Genomic DNA, 19,599 nt, shown 5'->3' on the forward strand with positions numbered 1-19,599 from the left:
CAATTTGATAGCTTCAACGCCAGCCATTGGCCATCAGCAGTTCGGCAAGCAACAAGTGCCGAGTATTTAGTGACTCAAGGCTGTGATTTTTCTAACGATTCTTCGAAAAATTAAGGAAGAAAAAATGACAGACAGACGACCTATTAATCCCAATGTGAACGTTCCAAAGCCTGGCGGTGGTGAGCAACCTCGCTCCAGGAACAACGATGGTCAAATCCGCGACAAACGTAGCGACGCGGGCAAGCCAAAGAAAAAATAAACTTAAAGGTGACAGACTCATGAAATAAATCTGTCACCTTTTCCATTCCTTTTCCGTTTCGCCTTTTCTATTTTCTGTTCACAACAATCACCTCGACAAAAAATGACTCCAGCCAAAATACTTTTAGATCTGAAAAAAATAGAGCCATCGATTGAAATGCTAAGCACACAACTTAGCAAATTAAACTTAACAGCTAGCGTCGGCACAATAAATAATTCTTCGTTAGGAAAACTACCAACAGAACTCACAAAAATCGATCGACGCATCAGATTGATATATCAAAAAAATGAAATAAGCAACGCCTGGATGCGACTCGATGTACTAGAAGAAAAATACCGCTTAAATATAAAAGGAATGGACGCATTAGATAGCGACTTAAAATACATACAAGCAGTAGAACACTGGATTGAGTTATCTTATATTTATTTAGAGTTCCTAAACGACATATCACCACAAGGCAACCAACTTGACTCAATCACATCCAAAGATATGGATTTAGTCGCATTAAAATATGCTGCCTCAAATGATAGATACGTTGACAACAAAATAGAGCTTTTGCATAAAGTACGGAAGGAGAAAAATTTACAAAAAGCTAAAGTGAGTACTTTAGGCGACGAAATTTATTATGTCGACTTACAACGAATTGAAGACTTACGCTCGCTCCAGGCAACATTCGACACATGCAAGCTTGTACGCCTGTGTGAAGAGCTGAATATATGTTTCTCCAACAAAGCTTTTTTTGCAACCGCCATGCTACTTCGCAGTGTGTTAGACCACATCCCGCCAGTATTTGAATGTAAAAACTTTAGCGAATTATCAAATAATTTTCCAGGTCCGAAATCTTTCAAAAGCTCCATGAAAAACCTTCAAGACAGCTCCAGAAACATAAGTGACGCGACCTTACACCTACACATACGAAAAAAAGAATCACTACCCGCTGCCAACCAGGTTGACTTCAAAGCGGATTTAGACGTTCTACTTGCCGAAGTTCATCGAATCCTTAGATAGGCATAGACAGAAAAATCTCAATCAAAGCTTAAGCAACACACTAGTGCACACCCAACTTAGTCAATCACACCAAATTTTCAATCCTACCCTTGACTATATTTGAATCGCCGTATCTTCTTAGCTAAAGATTCACATATGGTCTAAAGGGTAGACTCCCTAGAAATTCGCCGGCGTATTCGCACTAATAATCTCCGCCTCATCCGCCCCGATATTCCGGAACTTGTGCGGCAGCGTCGTCGGGAAGTAATACCCATCCCCTGCACTCAACACGCTCACCTGCCCATCCACCGTCAACTCGACCGTGCCGCGGGTCACCAACCCACACTCTTCACCTTCCGCGTGAACGATCGGCTCTTCCCCGGAACTCGCGCCCGGTGCGTATTGCTCGCGCAGCAAGCGCATCTGGCGGCTTGGGACCGAGGCGCCGATCAGGAGCAGGCGCAGGCCGTGGCGGCCGAGGTCGGGTTGTTCGTTGGCGCGGAAGACGTATTGGTGTTCGCGGGGGGGCTGGTCGAAGGTGAAGAAGTCGGCCAGGGACATCGGGATGCCTTCGAGCAGCTTTTTCAGTGAGCTGACGGAAGGACTGACACGATTCTGTTCGATCAGGGAGATGGTGGCATTGGTCACGCCGCTACGCCGGGCCAGCTCGCGCTGGGAGAGTTTGTAGCTTTCGCGTACTAGTTTGAGTCGAGAACCCGTATCCATGACAGCCTTATGTGAGAACGACTTAAGGGTAATGGGGGTGGGTGGCGGGTGCCGCGCAGGTCGCGCGGATCACGTTGCTCCCGTGTCCCGGAACCGTGAAAGGCGGCTATTAAATCACGTTTGTCGGTGTTGCTCAGCAGGTTCGATGGACGGTGGGTGAAAAGTCCTTCTTGCCTTGGCAATACGGCAACTGTGGGAGCGGGCTTGCTCGCGAAAGTGGTGTGTCAGGCGACATGAGTGTTGGCTGATATGGCCTCTTCGCGAGCAAGCCCGCTCCCACAGTTTGAGCTTGGGGTGTCAGAAAAAAACCGGCGGCGCCTGTGCGGGGCCACCGCCGGGGAGGTAAATCAGATGCCGAAACGGTCGCGCAGCGAGTAGTACACGGCGCCGAGGGCGGTCAGTGGCGCGGAGAAGGTACGGCCGCCAATCATCGGCATGTGCGGCAGGGAGGCGAAAGCGTCGAAGCGTTCGGCGTCGCCGCGGATCATTTCCGAGATCAGTTTGCCGGCCAGGTGCGAGCAGGTGACGCCGTGGCCGCTGTAGCCCTGCATGTAGTAGGCGTTTTTCTCGATGCGGCCGAATTGCGGCATGCGCGACATGGTCAGCAGGAAGTTGCCGGTCCAGCGGTAGTCGATTTTCACGTCCTTGAGCTGCGGGAAGGTCTTGAGGATCTTCGGACGGATCAAGGTTTCGATGTCGTCCGGTTCACGGGCGCCATAGACCACGCCGCCGCCGTAGAGCAGACGGTTGTCGGCGGTGAGGCGGTAGTAGTCGAGCAGGTAGTTGCAGTCCTCAACGCAATAGTTGTTGGTGATCAGGCTGCGCGCCTGCTTCTCGGTCAGCGGTTCGGTGACGCAGATCTGCGAGCCGCACGGCATGCTCTTGGCCGTCACGCGGTTGTCGAGGCCTTGCGGCAGGTAGGCGTTGCCGGCGATCAGCAGGTACTTGGCGCGGACCTGGCCTTTGGCGGTGCGCACGACGTTGGGCTCGCCGTATTTGATTTCCACCGCAGCGGATTGCTCGTAGATCTTGCCGCCCAGACGCACGATGGCCGCGGCTTCACCGAGGGCCAGGTTCAGCGGGTGGATGTGGCCGCCCTGCATGTCCAGCAGGCCGCCGACGTAGGCGTCCGAGCCGACTTCGCGGCGGATGTCCGCAGCGTCGAGCATCTTCAGGTTTTTATTGCCGTAACGCTCCCAGCTACGTTTTTGCTCGGCCAGGCCCTTGAGCTGTTTGTTGTTCATCGCTGCGAAAATGCCGCCCGGGCGGTAGTCGCATTTGATGTCGTATTCCTTGATGCGCGAACGGATGATGTCGGCGCCTTCGAAGATCATGCTGCCGAGGATTTCGGCGGTTTTGTCGCCGTAGCGTTCTTCGATCACATCGACGTCGCGGCTGTAGGAGTTGACCAGTTGACCGCCGTTGCGACCGCTGGCGCCGTAGCCGACTTTCGCCGCTTCCAGCACCGTCACCTTGTAGCCGGCTTCGCTCAGGAACAGCGCCGAGGACAGGCCGGTGTAGCCGGCGCCGATGATGCAGACATCGCACTCCACCGACTCTTCAAGCGTCGGGAAGTCGATGACTTCGTTGCGGGTCGCGGCGTAATAACTGTTGACGTGTTGTTGTTTCATTATTGTTCTCCGAGGGACGCCGGAAAAACCGGCGCCCACCGTTGTAAATAGAATTAGAGCTTGATCCAGGTCGCTTTCAGCTCGGTGTACTTGTCGAACGCGTGCAGCGATTTGTCGCGACCGTTGCCCGACTGCTTGAAGCCACCGAACGGCGCGGTCATGTCGCCGCCGTCGTACTGGTTGACCCACACGCTGCCGGCGCGCAGGCCACGGGCGAAGGTGTGGGCCTTGCTCAGGTTGCTGGTCCAGACCCCGGCGGCGAGGCCGAAGATGCTGTCGTTGGCGATGTGCAGCGCTTCCTCGACGGTGTCGAAGGTGATCAGCGACAGCACCGGGCCGAAGATTTCTTCCTTGGCGATGGTCATCGCGTTGGTCACACCGTCGAAAATCGTCGGCTCGATGTAGGTGCCGCCGGTTTCTTCGAGGGCGCGCCGGCCGCCGGCGATCAGCTCGGCGCCCTGCTCTTGGCCGATGCTGATGTAGCGCAACACGTTGTCCAGTTGACGCTGATCGACCACGGCGCCGACGGTGGTGGCAGGATCCAGGGCGTGCCCCGGTTTCCACGCTTGCAGCGCTTCCACCAGCAGCGGGATGAATTGCTCGCGGATCGAACGCTCCACCAGCAGGCGCGAGCCGGCGGTGCAGACTTCGCCCTGGTTGAACGCAATGGCGCCGGCCGCCGCTTGTGCTGCCGCGCGCAAGTCCGGTGCGTCGGCAAACACCACGTTCGGGCTCTTGCCCCCAGCTTCGAGCCAGACGCGTTTCATGTTGCTTTGGCCTGCATAAATCATCAGTTGCTTGGCAATCGCGGTGGAGCCGGTGAAGGCCAGCACGTCGACGTCCATGTGCAGCGCCAGCGCCTTGCCGACGGTGTGGCCGAAGCCTGGCAGGACGTTGAACACGCCTTTCGGAATGCCGGCGTCCAGCGCCAGTTGCGCGATGCGGATCGCGGTCAGCGGCGATTTTTCCGAAGGCTTGAGGATGAACGAGTTACCCGCCGCCAGCGCCGGGGCGAATTTCCAGCTGGCCATGATCAGCGGGAAATTCCACGGCACGATGGCCGCGACCACGCCGGAAGGCTCGCGGGTGACCAGACCGAGTTGGTCGTGCGGGGTGGCGGCGACTTCGTCGTAGATCTTGTCGATGGCCTCGGCGCTCCAGCGGATCGCGTTGGCGGTCGCCGGGATGTCGATGCTCATCGAGTCGCTGATCGGTTTACCCATGTCGAGGGTTTCGAGCAGCGCCAGTTCTTCCTGGTGTTGCAGGATCAGATCGGCGAAGCGGATCAGGATGCGCTTTCGCTCGGCCGGGGCCTTGTTGGCCCACACGCCGGCGTTGAAGGATTGGCGCGCGGCTTCAACGGCGAGGTTGGCGTCGGCTTCATCGGTGCTGGCGACGGAGGCCAGGAAACGGCCGTCGACGGGGCTCAGGCATTCGAAGGTTTCGCCGCTGATCGCCGGGCGGTATTCGCCGTTGATGAAGGCACGGGATTCGAGGGTCAGGGACTGGAAGCGTTGTTCCCAGTCGTTGCGGGTCGTTGTCATGGTGGTGGCTCGACGCGGGGGAATTTGGGGGTGTCTGGGTTATGTGCCTGGCTTGAGATGGCTGCCCTCACCCTAGCCCTCTCCCGAGGGGAGAGGGGACCGACCGGGGGATGCTGGAGAGCTCCGCCGACCTGAAAAATCTCTACCGAATCCATAATCGACTGGATCGGTCAGGTCGCTGAATATCTCAAGACAACTCGGTCAGTCCCCTCTCCCTCCGGGCGGTCCGACGTATCGGGAGGGTTAGGGCGAGGGGCTTTTCGGAATCACACCGTATGCAGATACCAGTTGTACTCAAGGTCAGAGATCGAGTTCTCGAACTCGGCCAGCTCGCTTTCCTTGCACGCGACGAACACGTCGATGTACATCGGGTCGATATAGCGGGCCATGACTTCGCTGTCGTCCAGCTCACGCAGGGCGTCGCGCAGGTTGTTCGGCAGGCTCTGTTCGTTCTGCTCGTAGCTGTTGCCTTCGACCGGGGCGCCCGGTTCGATCTGGTTGGTCAGGCCGTGGTGAATACCGGCCAGAACGGAAGCCATCAGCAGGTACGGGTTGGCGTCGGCACCGGCAACACGGTGCTCGATGCGCACGGCGTCTGCCGAACCGGTCGGTACGCGTACCGCCACGGTGCGGTTGTCGATGCCCCAGCTCGGCGAGTTCGGCACGTAGAACTGTGCACCGAAGCGGCGGTACGAGTTGACGTTCGGGCACAGGAAAGCCATTTGCGCAGGCAGGGTCTCCAGCACACCGCCGATCGCGTGGCGTAGCGCGGCGTTCTGCTCGGGATCCTCGCTGGCGAAGATGTTGTTGCCTTCTTTATCCAGAATCGAAATGTGCACATGCAGACCGTTGCCCGCCTGGCCCGGATACGGCTTGGCCATGAAGGTGGTGTCCATCTCGTGGTCGTAGGCGATGTTCTTCACCAGACGCTTGAGCAGGACGGCGTAGTCGCACGCCTTGATCGGGTCGGACACGTGGTGCAGGTTGACTTCGAACTGCGCCGGGGCGCTTTCCTTGACGATGGCGTCGGCCGGAATGCCCTGCTCTTTCGCGCCTTCGAGGATGTCCTGCAGGCAGTCGACGTACTCGTCGAGATCGTCGATCAGGTAAACCTGGGTCGACACTGGACGCTTGCCGGAGACTGGCGAACGCGGCGATTGCGGACGGCCGTTCACGTTGTCCTGGTCGATCAGGTAGAACTCGAGTTCGAACGCGGCGCAGATGGTCAGGCCCAGGTCGTCGAATTTGCGCACCACGTTGGCCAGCACTTCACGCGGGTCGGCGAAGAACGGCTCGCCTTCCAGTTCGTGCATGGTCATCAGCAATTGGGCGGTCGGACGCTTCTGCCAGGGCTCGATGCTCAGGGTGCCGGGGATTGGGTAGCAGATACGGTCGGCGTCGCCGATGTCCAGGCCCAGACCGGTGCTTTCCACCGTGGAGCCATTGATGTCGAGGGCGAAAAGCGAGGCCGGCAGGTTGATGCCTTTCTCGTAAACCTTGTGAAGACTGGTGCGCTCGATGCGCTTGCCGCGCACCACACCGTTCATGTCTGCAATCAGAAGGTCGACGTACAAAACCTCAGGATGTTTCTTAAGGAATGCGTTTGCTTCGTTGAGTTGAACGGCACGCAGAGGGACCGACATGATGCACCTATTTAGCTGTTAATTATTATGTTCACTGCTGTTTCGCCGAGCCAGTCAACCCGAACGGCAAAGTGAAGTCAATAGCGAACACAGGGCCGCTCAGCGTTTATTTTTCGGGCTTTTTTTAACACTCTCGTGCCAATGCAGGCGCCAGAGGCCCGCAATTCATGAAGATTTGATGAACGGCGTTTAGAATTTTTTACATGGGAGTTGTTAATTAAAATCAACGAGGCTAAGCTCCGGAAAAGCTCGTTCAAGTGTCAAACTTCGAGGTGAATAAAAATGGCATTCAAGCCATTGATCGGCGTTACTGCGTGCGTCAAACAGATTGGCCTGCACCCCTATCACATCAGCGGCGACAAGTACGTTCGCGCTGTCAGCGTTGCGGCGCTGGGGTTGCCCGTCGTCATTCCTTCCCTTGGCCAACTGACTGAAATCGAAGACCTGCTGGGTCAGCTCGACGGTCTGTTGCTGACCGGCTCGCCGTCCAACGTGGAACCCTTCCACTATCAGGGCCCGGACAGCGCTCCCGGCACGGATCACGATCCGGCGCGGGATGCCACCACCCTTCCTCTATTGCGTGCGGCCATTGCGGCGGGCGTTCCGGTACTCGGCATCTGCCGCGGTTTCCAGGAAATGAACGTGGCGTTCGGCGGCAGCCTGCACCAGAAGGTGCATGAGCTGCCGGGCATGCTCGATCACCGCGAAGCCGACAGCCCGGATGTCGCCGTGCAGTACGCCCCGGCCCATGCCGTGACGGTGCTGGCCGGTGGCGTGTTCGAAGCGCTGGAGCTGCCGGGTGAATTCCAGGTCAACTCGATTCACAGTCAGGGCATCGACCGCCTCGCTCCCGGCCTGCGCGCCGAAGCCGTGGCACCGGACGGCCTGATCGAGGCGGTCTCGGTGGAGCACAGCCCGACCTTCGCCCTCGGCGTGCAATGGCACCCGGAATGGCAGGTGCTGGACAACCCGAACTACCTGCGGATCTTCCAGGCATTCGGCGAGGCTTGCCGCCAGCGTGCGGCGCGACGCAACCAGCGCTGACACAACCCAGAATTTCATCACTGTTTACTGCCCCCACGGGGTCGGCGGCTGCGCGTGTGCGCACCCGTCATCCGTGAAAACAACAAACCGTAATAACAACAAGTACTACCCAGGCAGCCAGGACGGCGGCGCCGACCAAGCCGGATCGGCAAGCGCAGTGCCAATTGGATCAACGCAAAACTCTGTGGGAGCGGGCTTGCTCGCGAAAGCGGAGTGTCAGGCAATAACCATGTCGACTGACACGACGTATTCGCGAGCAAGCCCGCTCCCACAGGGGATGCGATCCGACAGGAAATGCTCTTGCAAGTCTGCAATCCACTCTTAAGCCAGGCCGCGTTGGCCCGGCGACTGAAACCTGTTGGGAGTTTCACATGGCAAACGCCTCCAGCACTTACAGGAAGGCTCTTGAAGGTCATCAGCAACCGAAAAAGGTTCTGGTGAAGGTCGATCGAGTCACCAAGAAGTTCGACGAAACCACGGCGGTGGACGACGTGTCCCTGGAGATCCATCAGGGCGAAATCTTTGCCCTGCTCGGCGGCTCCGGCTCGGGCAAATCGACCCTGCTGCGCATGCTCGCCGGTTTCGAACGGCCGACTGAAGGACGCATTCTGCTCGACGGTGTCGACATCACCGACATGCCGCCGTACGAGCGGCCGATCAACATGATGTTCCAGTCCTACGCGCTGTTCCCGCACATGACTGTTGCGCAGAACATCGCCTTCGGCCTCAAGCAGGACCGTTTGCCGGCCAGCGAAATCGACGCCCGCGTCGAAGAAATGCTGCGCCTCGTCCACATGACCCAATACGCCAAGCGCCGCCCGCATCAACTGTCCGGCGGTCAGCGTCAGCGCGTGGCCCTCGCCCGTTCGCTGGCCAAGCGTCCGAAGCTGTTGCTGCTCGACGAACCGATGGGCGCGCTGGATAAAAAGCTGCGTTCGCAAATGCAGCTGGAACTCGTGGAAATCATCGAACGCGTCGGCGTGACCTGCGTGATGGTGACCCACGACCAGGAAGAGGCCATGACCATGGCCGAGCGCATCGCGATCATGCACCTGGGCTGGATCGCCCAGATCGGTAGCCCGGTCGACATCTATGAAGCACCGGTCAGCCGCATGGTCTGCGAATTCATCGGCAACGTGAACGCCTTCGACGGCACCGTGGTCGAGGACCTTGAAGGTCACGCGATCATTCACAGCCCGGACTTGCAGCAAAAGATCTACGTCGGTCATGGCGTCAGCACGTCGGTGCAGGACAAGTCGATCACCTACGCAATCCGCCCGGAAAAAATGCTGGTCAGCACCCTCAAGCCGGAGAGCCGCTACAACTGGTCCGAAGGCAAGGTGCATGACATCGCCTACCTCGGCGGCCACTCGGTGTTCTACGTCGAGTTGCCGAGCGGCAAGATCGTCCAGTCGTTCATGGCCAACGCCGAACGCCGTGGCGCGCGGCCGACCTGGGACGACAAGGTGTACGTCTGGTGGGAAGACGACAGCGGCGTGGTACTGCGCTCATGAGAACCTTCAATCAGCAATTCCTGCGCCTGGTGCCCAGCGGGCGAAAGTTCGTCATCGGCATTCCGTTCATCTGGCTGTTCCTGTTCTTCATGCTGCCGTTCTTCCTGGTGATGAAGATCAGCTTCTCGGAAGCCGCGCTGTCGATCCCGCCGTACTCGGAGATCTACACCTACGCCGAACAGAAATTCCAGCTGCTGCTGAACATCGGCAACTACACCATGCTCGGCGAAGACGAGCTGTATCTGTCGGCCTACCTCGGCTCGCTGAAGGTCGCGGCACTGAGCACGATGATGTGCCTGGTGATCGGTTTCCCGATGGCTTACGCGATCACCAAGGCCAGCAAGGAAGCGCAAAACGTTCTGCTGCTGTTGATCATGATGCCGACCTGGACCGCGATCCTGATCCGTGTTTACGCGTGGATGGGCATCCTCAGCAACAACGGTCTGCTTAACGCATTCCTGATGTGGACCGGGCTCACCGATCACCCGATCGAGATCCTCAACACCAACACGGCCGTGTATATCGGCGTGGTCTACGCCTACCTGCCGTTCATGGTGCTGCCGCTCTACGCCAACCTGGTGAAGCACGACGGCAGCCTGCTGGAAGCCGCGCAGGATCTGGGTTCGAGCAACTTCAACAACTTCTGGAAAATCACCGTGCCGCTGGCCAAGAACGGGATCATCGCCGGCTGCATGCTGGTGTTCATTCCGGTGGTGGGCGAGTTCGTGATTCCGGAACTGCTGGGCGGCCCGGAGACCCTGATGATCGGGCGCGTGCTGTGGCAAGAGTTCTTCAATAACCGCGACTGGCCGGTGGCGTCTGCCCTGGCGGTAGTGATGCTGTTGATCCTGATTGTGCCGATTCTGCTGTTCAACCGCAGCCAGGCCAAAGAGATGGAGGCACGGGGATGAAACGCTTCGGTTTTGCAAAGTTCATGCTGATCTTCGGCCTGATGTTCATCTATCTGCCGATGCTGATCCTGGTGATCTACTCGTTCAACGCCTCGAAACTGGTGACGGTCTGGGGCGGCTGGTCGGTGAAGTGGTACGTCGGCCTGCTCGACAACACCCAACTGATAGGCTCGGTGGTGCGCTCGCTGGAAATCGCCTGCTACACCGCGATCGCCGCCGTGGCGCTGGGCACCCTCGCCGCGTTCGTGCTGACCCGCGTGACCCGCTTCAAGGGTCGTACGCTGTTCGGTGGTCTGGTGACCGCGCCGCTGGTCATGCCTGAGGTGATCACCGGTCTGTCGCTGTTGCTGCTGTTCGTGGCGATGGCGCAACTGATCGGCTGGCCGCAGGAGCGAGGCATCGTCACCATCTGGATTGCCCACACCACGTTTTGTGCCGCTTATGTGGCGGTGGTAGTCTCCGCCCGCTTGCGCGAGCTGGACCTGTCGATCGAAGAAGCGGCGATGGATCTGGGCGCGAAACCGTTCAAGGTGTTTTTCCTGATCACCATCCCGATGATCGCGCCGTCGCTGGCGGCGGGCGGCATGATGTCGTTCGCCCTGTCGCTGGATGACCTGGTGCTGGCGAGCTTCGTCTCGGGGCCGGGTTCCACCACCCTGCCGATGGAAGTCTTCTCGGCGGTGCGTCTGGGTGTGAAGCCCGAGATCAACGCTGTGGCCAGCCTGATTCTGTTGGCGGTGTCGCTGGTGACCTTCCTGGTCTGGTACTTCGGTCGCAAGGCAGAAGCCAACCGCAAGCGTGCGATTCAGGAAGCGATGGATCAGACCGCCAACGAATCATGGCAGCAACCTCAACGAGTGACAGCGACGGCCTGAGGCCGTCGCGTTTTACGGCTTTGCGCTTTGGCTTAAAAGCTTTTGAATAAAAAGAATGGAGTTTCACCGATGAAAATGTTTGGCAGGACTCTGCTGACACTGTCCTTATTGGGCGCAATCGCCACGGGCGCCCAGGCCAACGACAAGGTGCTGCGCGTTTACAACTGGTCGGACTACATCGCCCCGGACACCGTCAAGAAGTTCGAGGACGAGACCGGCATCCGCGTGACCTACGACGTGTTCGACAGCAATGAAACCCTCGAAGCGCGTCTGCTCGCGGGTAAATCCGGCTACGACATCGTGGTACCGTCCAACAGTTTCCTGGCCAAGCAGATCAAGGCCGGGGTCTATCAGACCCTGGACAAATCGAAGCTGCCAAACTGGAAAAACCTCAACCCGGTGCTGCTGAAAAACGCCTCCGCCAGTGATCCGGACAACGCCCATGCGTTCCCGTACATGTGGGGCTCGATCGGCATCGGTTTCAACCCGGCCAAGGTCAAGGAAGTGCTCGGCAAGAACGCGCCGACCAATTCCTGGGACCTGCTGTTCAAACCGGAGAACGCCGAGAAGCTCAAGGCTTGCGGCATCAGCTTTCTCGACTCGCCGACCGAAATGATCCCCGCTGCCCTGCACTATCTGGGCTATCCGGTGAACGACAAGGACACCGCGCACATCAAGGAAGCCGAGGCACTGTTCATGAAGATCCGGCCGTCGGTGGCGTATTTCCATTCGTCCAAGTACATCTCCGACCTGGCCAACGGCAACATCTGCGTGGCAGTCGGTTACTCCGGTGACGTGTTGCAGGCCAAGGCCCGCGCGGTGGAATCGGGCAACAACGTAGTGATCGACTACAGCATTCCCAAGGAAGGTGCCGGCAGCTTCTACGACATGGTCGCCATCCCGCGCGATGCAGCGAACGTCGAGAACGCCTACCTGTTCATGGACTTCCTGATGCGTCCGGACATCATCGCCGAGATCACCAACAGCAACGGCTACAGCAACGCCAACGCAGCGGCGACGCCGCTGGTGGACGAAGCGATCCGCAACGACCCGGGCTCGTACCCGTCGCAGGAAGTGATGGCCACGCTGTATGCGGTGCCGGATCAACCGATCGCCACGCAACGGATCATGACCCGGGGCTGGACCCGCGTAAAACTCGGCAAATAACCACACATCGATTTCCCGTTCACGCAGCGCCTTACCACCGCTGCACCCTCGCTCTGAACGGCCTCACCTGGCTTTCCTCGGTTCAGGTGAATTCAGGCGCCCTCGGGCGCCTTTTTTTGTGGGTCAGATCAGTGGCCAGTCGGCCAGCGAGCGGTAGCGGCCCTTGTGGGATTCGAACAATGCAAAACGCTCGGCCCGCAGGAAGAACTCCGGCGGCGTAGCGGACTCCGGTTCCGGCGCCCGATAGTCCCGGGCCAGCGTCAGATGCGGGCGATACTCACGGGTCGCCTCTTCAAACCCGAACGGCAACATCGCCTGCTCCAGCGCATACACCAACCGCAACAATCCCTGCGGTGCCTGCTCTGGCGCCAGCGACAAGACCCCGGCGCGCCGCCAGACCTGCAACCGATCCAGCGAAATCTTCAGCGCCTCCCCCGGCGTGCGCACTTTCGCCGCGGCTTCGCAGACTTCGCCGATCTGCGCCAACGGCACCGCGCCGAGAAACAGCAGTGTCAGGTGAAAGTTGTCCGCCGGTACCGGTTTGCCGGTACGCAAACCCAGTTCGCTGCGCCACTGGGCAATCGCCTTGCGTTGTGCCGGTGGGCAGTCGAGGGCGAAGAACAGCCGCTTGAACGGTTGATCCCCGCGTGTTTCGTCCGTCATGGCCACGCTCCTTCGTTCGTCGAGATCCCTGGATTCTACACGCCCGTTTCTGGCGACTCTCGGCAAGGGGTTTATAGTTCAACGATTGCCATCAACCGGAGGACGTCATGCGCGAGATCCTCAGCAAAGAACCCTGGTGGGCCCGTCCGCCGAATCCCGGGCAGGATGAGAGCGAACTGGAATGGGGCTGGCTGGTGCATTACAGCGAGGGAGAACCACGTTTCGAATTCGTCCGCGAGCGGCCGACGGACGAGCAGATCCGCAACCGCAAAGGCTGCCGGATCACCCCGTCAGCGGAGTGATCCGGCGGCGCGGCATCAAGGCTCGAGAATGTCTTTGAAGCCACCAAAGATCATCCGCTGCCCATCGAACGGCATCGGATTGACGTCCGGCTGCATGCGCGGGTCTTCCATCATTTTCGCCATGCCGGTGTCGCGGGTGGCCTTGTCCGGCCAGACCAGCCATCCCGCCGATACGGTTTCGCCTTCCTTGAGTTTTACCGCCATCGGGAATGAGGTGACCTTGCCGTCCGGCACGTCATCGCCCCAGCCCTGAATCACTTCCAGAGCGCCGTATTCCTTGAACAGCCTGGCGGCGATTTCACAGTGTTGTTTGTATTGCTCGCGGTTGGCATTCGGCACGGGCGCCACGAACACATCGATGTAAGCCATGATCATTCTCCTTGCAGGGTGGGTTCGTTCTGCTGAGTAGTCGACTCAGGCGGCCGCCATTCGACACGGTCGACGCCCAACCCGACCGACGGTTCATCCCGCCCGCCCAGACTGCCCTCGACCTGCGCCGCCATGTGCAGCGTGCCGGCCATCACACCGGTGGTCGGGTTCTGCACCAGTTTCAGCCAGGCCTTGTCGAAGGTGTTGCCCAGGCTGCTGCGGATCAGCGCTTCGCTGTCGGGCCGGTCGTTGGCCTGGAGGATGGCGCGGATGCCTGCCACCCCCGCCGAGATCAGTCCGCCAACGAGTTTGCCGGCCGCCGCTGCCACCGCACTGGCAGCGCCCCGGGGCGCCATCTCTGCCTCCATGCGCTGGCTGGCACGCTTGGCCACCGGGGCCATGCCGGCATCGGTCGAGGCGATGCCCTTGGCCCCGCCTTCGGTGTGGATCTTGTCGATCAGCGCGGCATAGGCCGGCAAGGTATTCAACGGTTCGGTGCTGACAACCTGGTAGAGCGAGGCATCGCGGGCCGGCGGCGGGCCGAGGGCGATGGCGGGGATTTTCTGCAAGTGCCCGTTGAGCTGCGCGAGGGGTACGCCGTAACGCTGGGCGATGACCGGCATCTGCTGCGCCATCAGTTGCGCGTAGAACGCGGTGGCCTGGCCGAGGATCGCGTCCGGATCGATCTCCAGAGCCACCGGCGCCAGCACCCGCTCCTGATATTGCTCCAGCAAATACGCTGCCAAGCGTTTGGACGAAGCATCCTGCTCGCCACCGGCGCTGATGGTGTACCAACTGACCTTCATCGACAGCCATTCCTGGGTCCAGTAGCTGCTGAACCACGGGATGAATTTTTCTTCAGTTTGCTCGTAGACCCGAATGCGCCAATGTTCCATCGAACCGCGGGCGAACGCCTTGACCTGTTCGGTGGACTGCCGGGAAGCCACAACGATATCCCGGTCGATCTGCTGCCAGGTGGCCGGTGAAACCACCACCGGCGGCGCGCTCGCCGGGCCCCGCGCCGAAGTCGCGCAACCGGCCAGCAACATCAGTGCCGCGACGATCAGCGCACGCAGGTTCACGGTGGCGGTGTCCTTTGATGGGTCAGATCTGGAGGTAACGACTTGAGTATAGGTGCGGGTTTCAGCCGTTTGTCCGGTTGTATCGATCCTCGATCCGGGCGCGGGATTTCAGTTTTTGTTCCAACCATCACTGACGTCGATGATCACCATTACGACGATTGCCTTCCGCAGCAGACGCGTCCGGCGCAGGATTCACCCATCCGAGACACACACCACGAGGAGTTCACATCATGAGTCATACCGTCACCCTCGCCGTGAGCTTCCCGGTCTTCGGCAACAACTATTACGACCAGCACCCGGTGTCACTGAAGACACAAGCGCTGGTGTTCAACGAAGATTTCGAAGATCTGCTGATGCCCGCCGCAAGCAATCACTTCAGCAATGAAGTGGTGGGCCTCAACGATCAGTTCCGTTTTCTGAGCGACATACTCGCCACCCATTTGCTGGACATCGAGGCTAACGTGCCTGCGCGATCCAGCGTCCGGGCGAACGCTCATTTTTAATGCCAAGGGGCGTTCCGGTCAGGAACGCCCCTTTTTTGCTCATTACTGGTCGTCGTTGTCATCGCGATGATGGCGACGCCCGTCGCGCCGGTCATAGTCGCGATCATCCCAGCGTCGATCGTGGTCGTAATAACGGCCATGATCGCGATCGTAATGCCGGCCATGGCGGTAGTCATCATCAAAGTCCGCCACGCAGCCGCCCAGCAAAACGGCGGCAGAAACAGTCAGCAGCAGGGTTGTTGCACGCATCATTCAGGATTTCCCTAAAACCAAGGTCTTGACGACGGAACGGTCAGCGCTGCCCTCACCTTCAAGGTGCGGTGCGCGCAGCCGCAGCTTCGACCGGGTAAAACACCGATGATTCACTGACAGCCCATGACCGTTGATCGCCCCGTCTGCCTCTGTGAGGGAGGTCTGGTGCCAGGGTAAAAATCCGACAAAACCTTTTCCTCTCCCCTGCGGTCACTCCAAGAACAGACCAAGACTGGCGACCACGCCGGCGTGCATGTGCGGGTTATTTGCAATCCGCCGACCTGATCAGAGGAAGCCCAGCCATGAACGACCATCCGCCATCGGAGATGTCCCGACGCCGGTTCCTGATTCTCGGCGCCGTGACCGCAACCGCGTTTGCGCTACCGCCCTTCATCAGCCTCAAGGCCTACGCGGCCAATCTGGAGCAACCGGCCATGACCAAAGTGACGCTTGAGGTCAACGGCAAGCCGCAGACCCTTGATATCGATACCCGCACCACGCTGCTCGACGCCTTGCGCGAACACCTGCACCTGACCGGCAGCAAAAAAGGCTGCGACCACGGCCAGTGTGGCGCCTGCACGGTGATTGTCGATGGCCGGCGGATCAACTCGTGCCTGACCCTGGCCGTCATGCAGGACGGCGCCAAGGTCACCACCATCGAAGGCCTCGGCATGCCGGACCGGTTGCATCCGATGCAAGCCGCGTTCATCAAGCATGACGGTTATCAGTGCGGTTATTGCACACCGGGGCAGATCTGCTCGGCGGTGGCGGTGCTCAAGGAAATCCGCGACGGCATCCCCAGCCACGCCAGCCCCAGCCTGACCGAGCCGCCGCAACTGATCGCCAGCGAGTTGCAGGAACGCATGAGCGGCAACCTCTGCCGTTGCGGCGCCTACTCCAACATCATCGAAGCCATCAGCGAAGTCGCGGAGGTATCGGCATGAGAGCGTTCAATTACAGTCGCGCCGACTCCCCCGCCTCAGCCGCAGCACAAGCGGCGCAAACGCAAGGCGCGCGGTTCATCGCCGGCGGCACCAACCTGCTGGACTTGATGAAACTCGACATCGAAACGCCGCAGCACCTGATCGACGTCAACCACCTGGGACTCGACGGGATCGAAGCCACTCCCGAGGGCGGTTTGCGCATCGGCGCACTGGTGCGCAACACCGATCTGGCCGCCGACTCGCGCGTGCGCAAAGACTACGCCCTGCTCTCCCGGGCCTTGCTGGCCGGGGCCTCGGGGCAGTTGCGCAACATGGCAACCACCGCTGGCAACCTGCTGCAACGCACCCGCTGCCCGTACTTCTACGACACCAATCAGGCCTGCAATAAACGCAATCCCGGCAGTGGCTGCGCGGCGATTGGCGGGGTCACCCGGCAACTGGGGATCATCGGCGTCAGCGACGCCTGCATCGCCACGCACCCGAGCGACATGGCAGTTGCCCTGCGTGCGCTGGATGCGCAGATCGAAACCCTCAAACCCGACGGCAGCACCCGACGCATCGCCATGGCCGATTTCCACGCTTTGCCCGGCGATACCCCGCATATCGAAACCGCACTCACGGCCGGCGAATTGATCACCGGCGTTACCCTGCCCGCCCCGGTTGGCGGCACCCATGTCTATCACAAGGTGCGGGACCGTTCGTCCTATGCCTTCGCGCTGGTCTCTGTCGGGTTGATTCTGCAAAAGGACGGCAGCGGCCGCATCGCCGTCGGCGGCATCGCCCCGAAACCCTGGCGTGTCGAGGCCGCAGAAGCGCTGCTGCCCCAAGGCGCGAAAGCCGTCAGTGCGCGCCTGCTCGACGGCGCCACACCCACCCATGACAACCGGTTCAAGCTGACGCTGGTGGAGCGCACGCTCGCCTCGGTGCTGGCCCAAGCGAGGAACGAAGCATGAAATTCGACACGCCCGCCGCCGCCAATCCGATTGACCAATTGAAAGTCATCGGCAAACCCACCGACCGCATCGAAGGCCCGCTGAAAACCAGCGGTCAGGCGCCCTACGCTTACGAACAACACGAAGCGGCAAAAAATCAGGCTTACGGCGTCATGGTCGGTGCAGCCATCGCCAAGGGTCGTATCACGCGCATGGATCTGGACAAGGCCCAGGCTGCCCCCGGGGTTCTGGCCATCGTTACCTCTGCCAATGCCGGCAAACTCGGCAAGGGCAAATACAACGCCGCGCACCTGCTGGCCGGCCCCGAGGTGCAGCACTATCACCAGGCGGTGGCACTGGTGGTCGCCGAAACCTTCGAACAGGCCCGCGCTGCCGCGCAGCTTGTGCATGTCGAGTACGCGACAGACAAAGGCCAGTTCGATCTGGCCACTGTGCGGGATCAGGGTGTGGAGCCGAAGGAAGAATTGCCGGACGTCAGACACGGCGATTTCGCCACCGCTTTTGCCGCCGCCCCGGTGCAGTTCGACCAGACCTACAGCACCCCGGACCAGTCCCACGCGATGATGGAACCCCACGCGACCCTCGCTGCATGGCAAGGCGATCAACTGACCCTGTGGACCTCGAACCAGATGATCGCCTGGAGCGTCGGTGACATCGCCACCACCCTCGGCCTGCCCAAGGACAAGGTGCGATTGATCTCGCCCTACATTGGCGGTGGATTCGGCGGCAAGCTGTTCATCCGCGCCGACTCGATCCTCGCCGCACTCGGCGCACGACTGGCCAACCGCCCGGTGAAAGTTGCCCTCGCCCGCCCGCAAATCGCCAACAACACCACCCACCGCCCCGCCACCATCCAGCGCATCCGCCTGGGCGCCGCGGCGAACGGCAAACTCACCGCCATCGCCCACGAAGGCTGGTCGGGCAACCTGGCCGAGGGCAAGGTCGAAGTCGCCGCGCAGCCGAGTCAGTTGCTCTACGCCGGGGAAAATCGTCTGGTGAGCATGCGCCTGGCACCGTTGGATCTGCCGGAAGGCAACGCCATGCGTGCCCCCGGAGAAACCCCGGGGCTGATGGTGCTGGAGATCGCCATGGACGAGATGGCGGAAAAACTCAAACTCGATCCGATCCAGTTCCGCATCCTCAACGACACCCAGGTCGATCCGGTAAAAACCGAGCGACCGTTCTCCCAACGACGCCTGATCGAATGCCTGCAGACCGGCGCCGAACACTTCGGCTGGGACAAACGCAATGCAACGCCCGGCACACGTCGCGAAGGTCGCTGGCTGATCGGCATGGGCGTGGCCGCGGCGATTCGCAATAACCTGCTGGTGAAATCCGGCGCAAGAGTTCGGCTGGAGCGTGACGGCAAGATCACCGTGGAAACCGACATGACCGATATCGGCACGGGCAGCTACACCATCATCGCCCAGACCGCCGCCGAGATGATGGGTGTGGGCCTGGATGATGTGGTGGTGCATCTGGGGGATTCGAGTTTTCCGGTGTCGTCCGGCTCCGGCGGCCAGTTCGGCGCCAATTGCTCGACCGCCGGGGTCTACGCCGCGTGCATGAAGCTGCGCGAAGCGGTGACGACGAAACTGGGCATGACCGAGGCAGACGCGGTGTTCGCCGATGGCCAGGTGCAGCTCGGCAACAAACACGTGCCGTTACGCGATGCCGCGCAAAACGGTGCGATCGAAGCCGAGGACAGCATCGAATTCGCCGACCTCGCCAAGCAGTATCAGCAATCGACGTTCGGTGCGCATTTCGTCGAAGTCGCGGTCGATGCCGCTACCGGCGAAGTGCGTGTACGGCGGATGCTCGCGGTCTGTGCTGCCGGGCGGATTCTCAACCCGAAATCCGCCCGCAGCCAGGTGATCGGCGCGATGACCATGGGCGTCGGGGCGGCGCTGATGGAGGAGCTGTCGGTGGACAAGCGCCTGGGTTTTTTCGTCAATCACGACCTGGCCGGCTACGAAGTGCCGGTGCATGCGGACATCCCGCATCAGGAGGTGATCTTCCTCGATGAAACCGACCCGATCTCTTCGCCGATGAAGGCCAAAGGTGTGGGCGAACTGGGCATCTGCGGGGTCAGCGCGGCGGTGGCGAATGCGATCTACAACGCCACCGGGGCGCGGGTACGGGAGTATCCGATTACCCTGGACAAGATTCTCGATTCGCTGCCGCCGATGATCTGAAGTCACTCGCGCACTGGCATGGGGTGCTGGTGCGC

General features: G+C 60.1%; 19 protein-coding genes. 11 read left to right on the plus strand and 8 right to left on the minus strand.

Going from position 1 to position 19,599, the window contains the following annotated elements; genetic code table 11:
* Nucleotides 1-361 precede the first annotated feature (361 nt).
* Complete coding sequence (locus tag J5M72_RS14835; protein WP_207866103.1) at nucleotides 362-1,267, plus strand: hypothetical protein; 906 nt, start codon at nucleotides 362-364, stop codon at nucleotides 1,265-1,267.
* A 156-nt stretch (nucleotides 1,268-1,423) separates the two neighbouring features.
* On the opposite strand, the gene J5M72_RS14840 is transcribed toward J5M72_RS14835, so the two are convergent.
* From J5M72_RS14840 to J5M72_RS14855, 4 genes are all read right to left on the minus strand, one after another.
* A complete protein-coding gene (locus J5M72_RS14840) occupies nucleotides 1,424-1,972 on the minus strand; it encodes a cupin domain-containing protein (protein ID WP_011333561.1) in 549 nt (182 codons plus the stop codon).
* 347 nt (nucleotides 1,973-2,319) lie between these two features.
* On the minus strand, nucleotides 2,320-3,603 hold the full coding sequence (locus J5M72_RS14845; RefSeq protein ID WP_085613024.1) for an FAD-binding oxidoreductase: 1,284 nt from the start codon (nucleotides 3,601-3,603) through the stop codon (nucleotides 2,320-2,322).
* A gap of 53 nt (nucleotides 3,604-3,656) precedes the next feature.
* A complete protein-coding gene (locus J5M72_RS14850) occupies nucleotides 3,657-5,147 on the minus strand; it encodes an aldehyde dehydrogenase (RefSeq protein WP_207866105.1) in 1,491 nt (496 codons plus the stop codon).
* 266 nt (nucleotides 5,148-5,413) lie between these two features.
* Nucleotides 5,414-6,790 carry a glutamine synthetase family protein gene (locus tag J5M72_RS14855; protein WP_169429845.1) on the minus strand — a complete coding sequence of 459 codons (1,377 nt, stop codon included), beginning with the start codon at nucleotides 6,788-6,790 and terminating at the stop codon, nucleotides 5,414-5,416.
* 282 nt (nucleotides 6,791-7,072) lie between these two features.
* Between J5M72_RS14855 and J5M72_RS14860 the strand changes: the two genes are divergently transcribed.
* The 5 genes from J5M72_RS14860 (at nucleotide 7,073) to J5M72_RS14880 (ending at nucleotide 12,301) form a co-directional block, all read left to right on the plus strand.
* Nucleotides 7,073-7,834 carry a gamma-glutamyl-gamma-aminobutyrate hydrolase family protein gene (locus J5M72_RS14860; RefSeq protein ID WP_207866106.1) on the plus strand — a complete coding sequence of 254 codons (762 nt, stop codon included), beginning with the start codon at nucleotides 7,073-7,075 and terminating at the stop codon, nucleotides 7,832-7,834.
* A gap of 371 nt (nucleotides 7,835-8,205) precedes the next feature.
* Nucleotides 8,206-9,348, plus strand: a complete 1,143-nt coding sequence (gene potA / locus J5M72_RS14865) for a polyamine ABC transporter ATP-binding protein (RefSeq protein WP_207866111.1) — start codon at nucleotides 8,206-8,208, stop codon at nucleotides 9,346-9,348.
* Nucleotides 9,345-10,259, plus strand: a complete 915-nt coding sequence (locus J5M72_RS14870) for an ABC transporter permease subunit (RefSeq protein WP_085686385.1) — start codon at nucleotides 9,345-9,347, stop codon at nucleotides 10,257-10,259. Before potA ends, J5M72_RS14870 begins: the two co-directional genes overlap by 4 nt.
* Nucleotides 10,256-11,134: an ABC transporter permease subunit gene (locus tag J5M72_RS14875; RefSeq protein ID WP_207866113.1), complete on the plus strand. Its 879-nt coding sequence runs from the start codon at nucleotides 10,256-10,258 to the stop codon at nucleotides 11,132-11,134. Before J5M72_RS14870 ends, J5M72_RS14875 begins: the two co-directional genes overlap by 4 nt.
* A gap of 69 nt (nucleotides 11,135-11,203) precedes the next feature.
* Entirely contained in the window at nucleotides 11,204-12,301 is a 1,098-nt protein-coding gene (locus tag J5M72_RS14880) for a polyamine ABC transporter substrate-binding protein (protein WP_207866115.1), read from the plus strand.
* A 123-nt stretch (nucleotides 12,302-12,424) separates the two neighbouring features.
* Here J5M72_RS14880 and thpR read toward each other — a convergent pair whose 3' ends face one another.
* Nucleotides 12,425-12,964: an RNA 2',3'-cyclic phosphodiesterase gene (thpR, locus tag J5M72_RS14885; RefSeq protein WP_207866118.1), complete on the minus strand. Its 540-nt coding sequence runs from the start codon at nucleotides 12,962-12,964 to the stop codon at nucleotides 12,425-12,427.
* Between the two features lie 107 nt (nucleotides 12,965-13,071).
* Here thpR and J5M72_RS14890 point away from each other — a divergent pair, with 107 nt between their 5' ends.
* Nucleotides 13,072-13,266, plus strand: coding sequence for a hypothetical protein (locus J5M72_RS14890; RefSeq protein ID WP_007957125.1), 195 nt, complete (start codon nucleotides 13,072-13,074; stop codon nucleotides 13,264-13,266).
* Between the two features lie 15 nt (nucleotides 13,267-13,281).
* On the opposite strand, the gene J5M72_RS14895 is transcribed toward J5M72_RS14890, so the two are convergent.
* Nucleotides 13,282-13,635 carry a DUF1428 domain-containing protein gene (locus J5M72_RS14895; protein WP_207866120.1) on the minus strand — a complete coding sequence of 118 codons (354 nt, stop codon included), beginning with the start codon at nucleotides 13,633-13,635 and terminating at the stop codon, nucleotides 13,282-13,284.
* A gap of 2 nt (nucleotides 13,636-13,637) precedes the next feature.
* Entirely contained in the window at nucleotides 13,638-14,717 is a 1,080-nt protein-coding gene (locus tag J5M72_RS14900; RefSeq protein WP_207866122.1) for a hypothetical protein, read from the minus strand.
* Nucleotides 14,718-14,947: 230 nt separating this feature from the next.
* Between J5M72_RS14900 and J5M72_RS14905 the strand changes: the two genes are divergently transcribed.
* The gene (locus J5M72_RS14905; RefSeq protein ID WP_207866124.1) at nucleotides 14,948-15,220 is read left to right on the plus strand and encodes a hypothetical protein; all 273 of its coding nucleotides are present in this window, start codon (nucleotides 14,948-14,950) and stop codon (nucleotides 15,218-15,220) included.
* 42 nt (nucleotides 15,221-15,262) lie between these two features.
* Here the strand turns inward: J5M72_RS14905 and J5M72_RS14910 are convergent, their stop codons facing one another.
* Complete coding sequence (locus J5M72_RS14910; protein WP_169429836.1) at nucleotides 15,263-15,472, minus strand: hypothetical protein; 210 nt, start codon at nucleotides 15,470-15,472, stop codon at nucleotides 15,263-15,265.
* A 302-nt stretch (nucleotides 15,473-15,774) separates the two neighbouring features.
* Here J5M72_RS14910 and paoA point away from each other — a divergent pair, with 302 nt between their 5' ends.
* The 3 genes from paoA to paoC are packed head-to-tail and all read left to right on the plus strand — an operon-like array spanning nucleotide 15,775 to nucleotide 19,564.
* Nucleotides 15,775-16,416 carry an aldehyde dehydrogenase iron-sulfur subunit PaoA gene (gene paoA, locus J5M72_RS14915; protein WP_169429835.1) on the plus strand — a complete coding sequence of 214 codons (642 nt, stop codon included), beginning with the start codon at nucleotides 15,775-15,777 and terminating at the stop codon, nucleotides 16,414-16,416.
* Nucleotides 16,413-17,369: a xanthine dehydrogenase family protein subunit M gene (locus J5M72_RS14920; RefSeq protein ID WP_207866126.1), complete on the plus strand. Its 957-nt coding sequence runs from the start codon at nucleotides 16,413-16,415 to the stop codon at nucleotides 17,367-17,369. Before paoA ends, J5M72_RS14920 begins: the two co-directional genes overlap by 4 nt.
* Nucleotides 17,366-19,564: an aldehyde oxidoreductase molybdenum-binding subunit PaoC gene (gene paoC, locus J5M72_RS14925; protein ID WP_207866128.1), complete on the plus strand. Its 2,199-nt coding sequence runs from the start codon at nucleotides 17,366-17,368 to the stop codon at nucleotides 19,562-19,564. Before J5M72_RS14920 ends, paoC begins: the two co-directional genes overlap by 4 nt.
* Nucleotides 19,565-19,599 lie beyond the last annotated feature (35 nt).

It is taken from the genome of Pseudomonas sp. 58(2021), from assembly GCF_017491585.1.
Classification (GTDB): Bacteria; Pseudomonadota; Gammaproteobacteria; order Pseudomonadales; family Pseudomonadaceae; genus Aquipseudomonas; species Aquipseudomonas fluorescens_BT.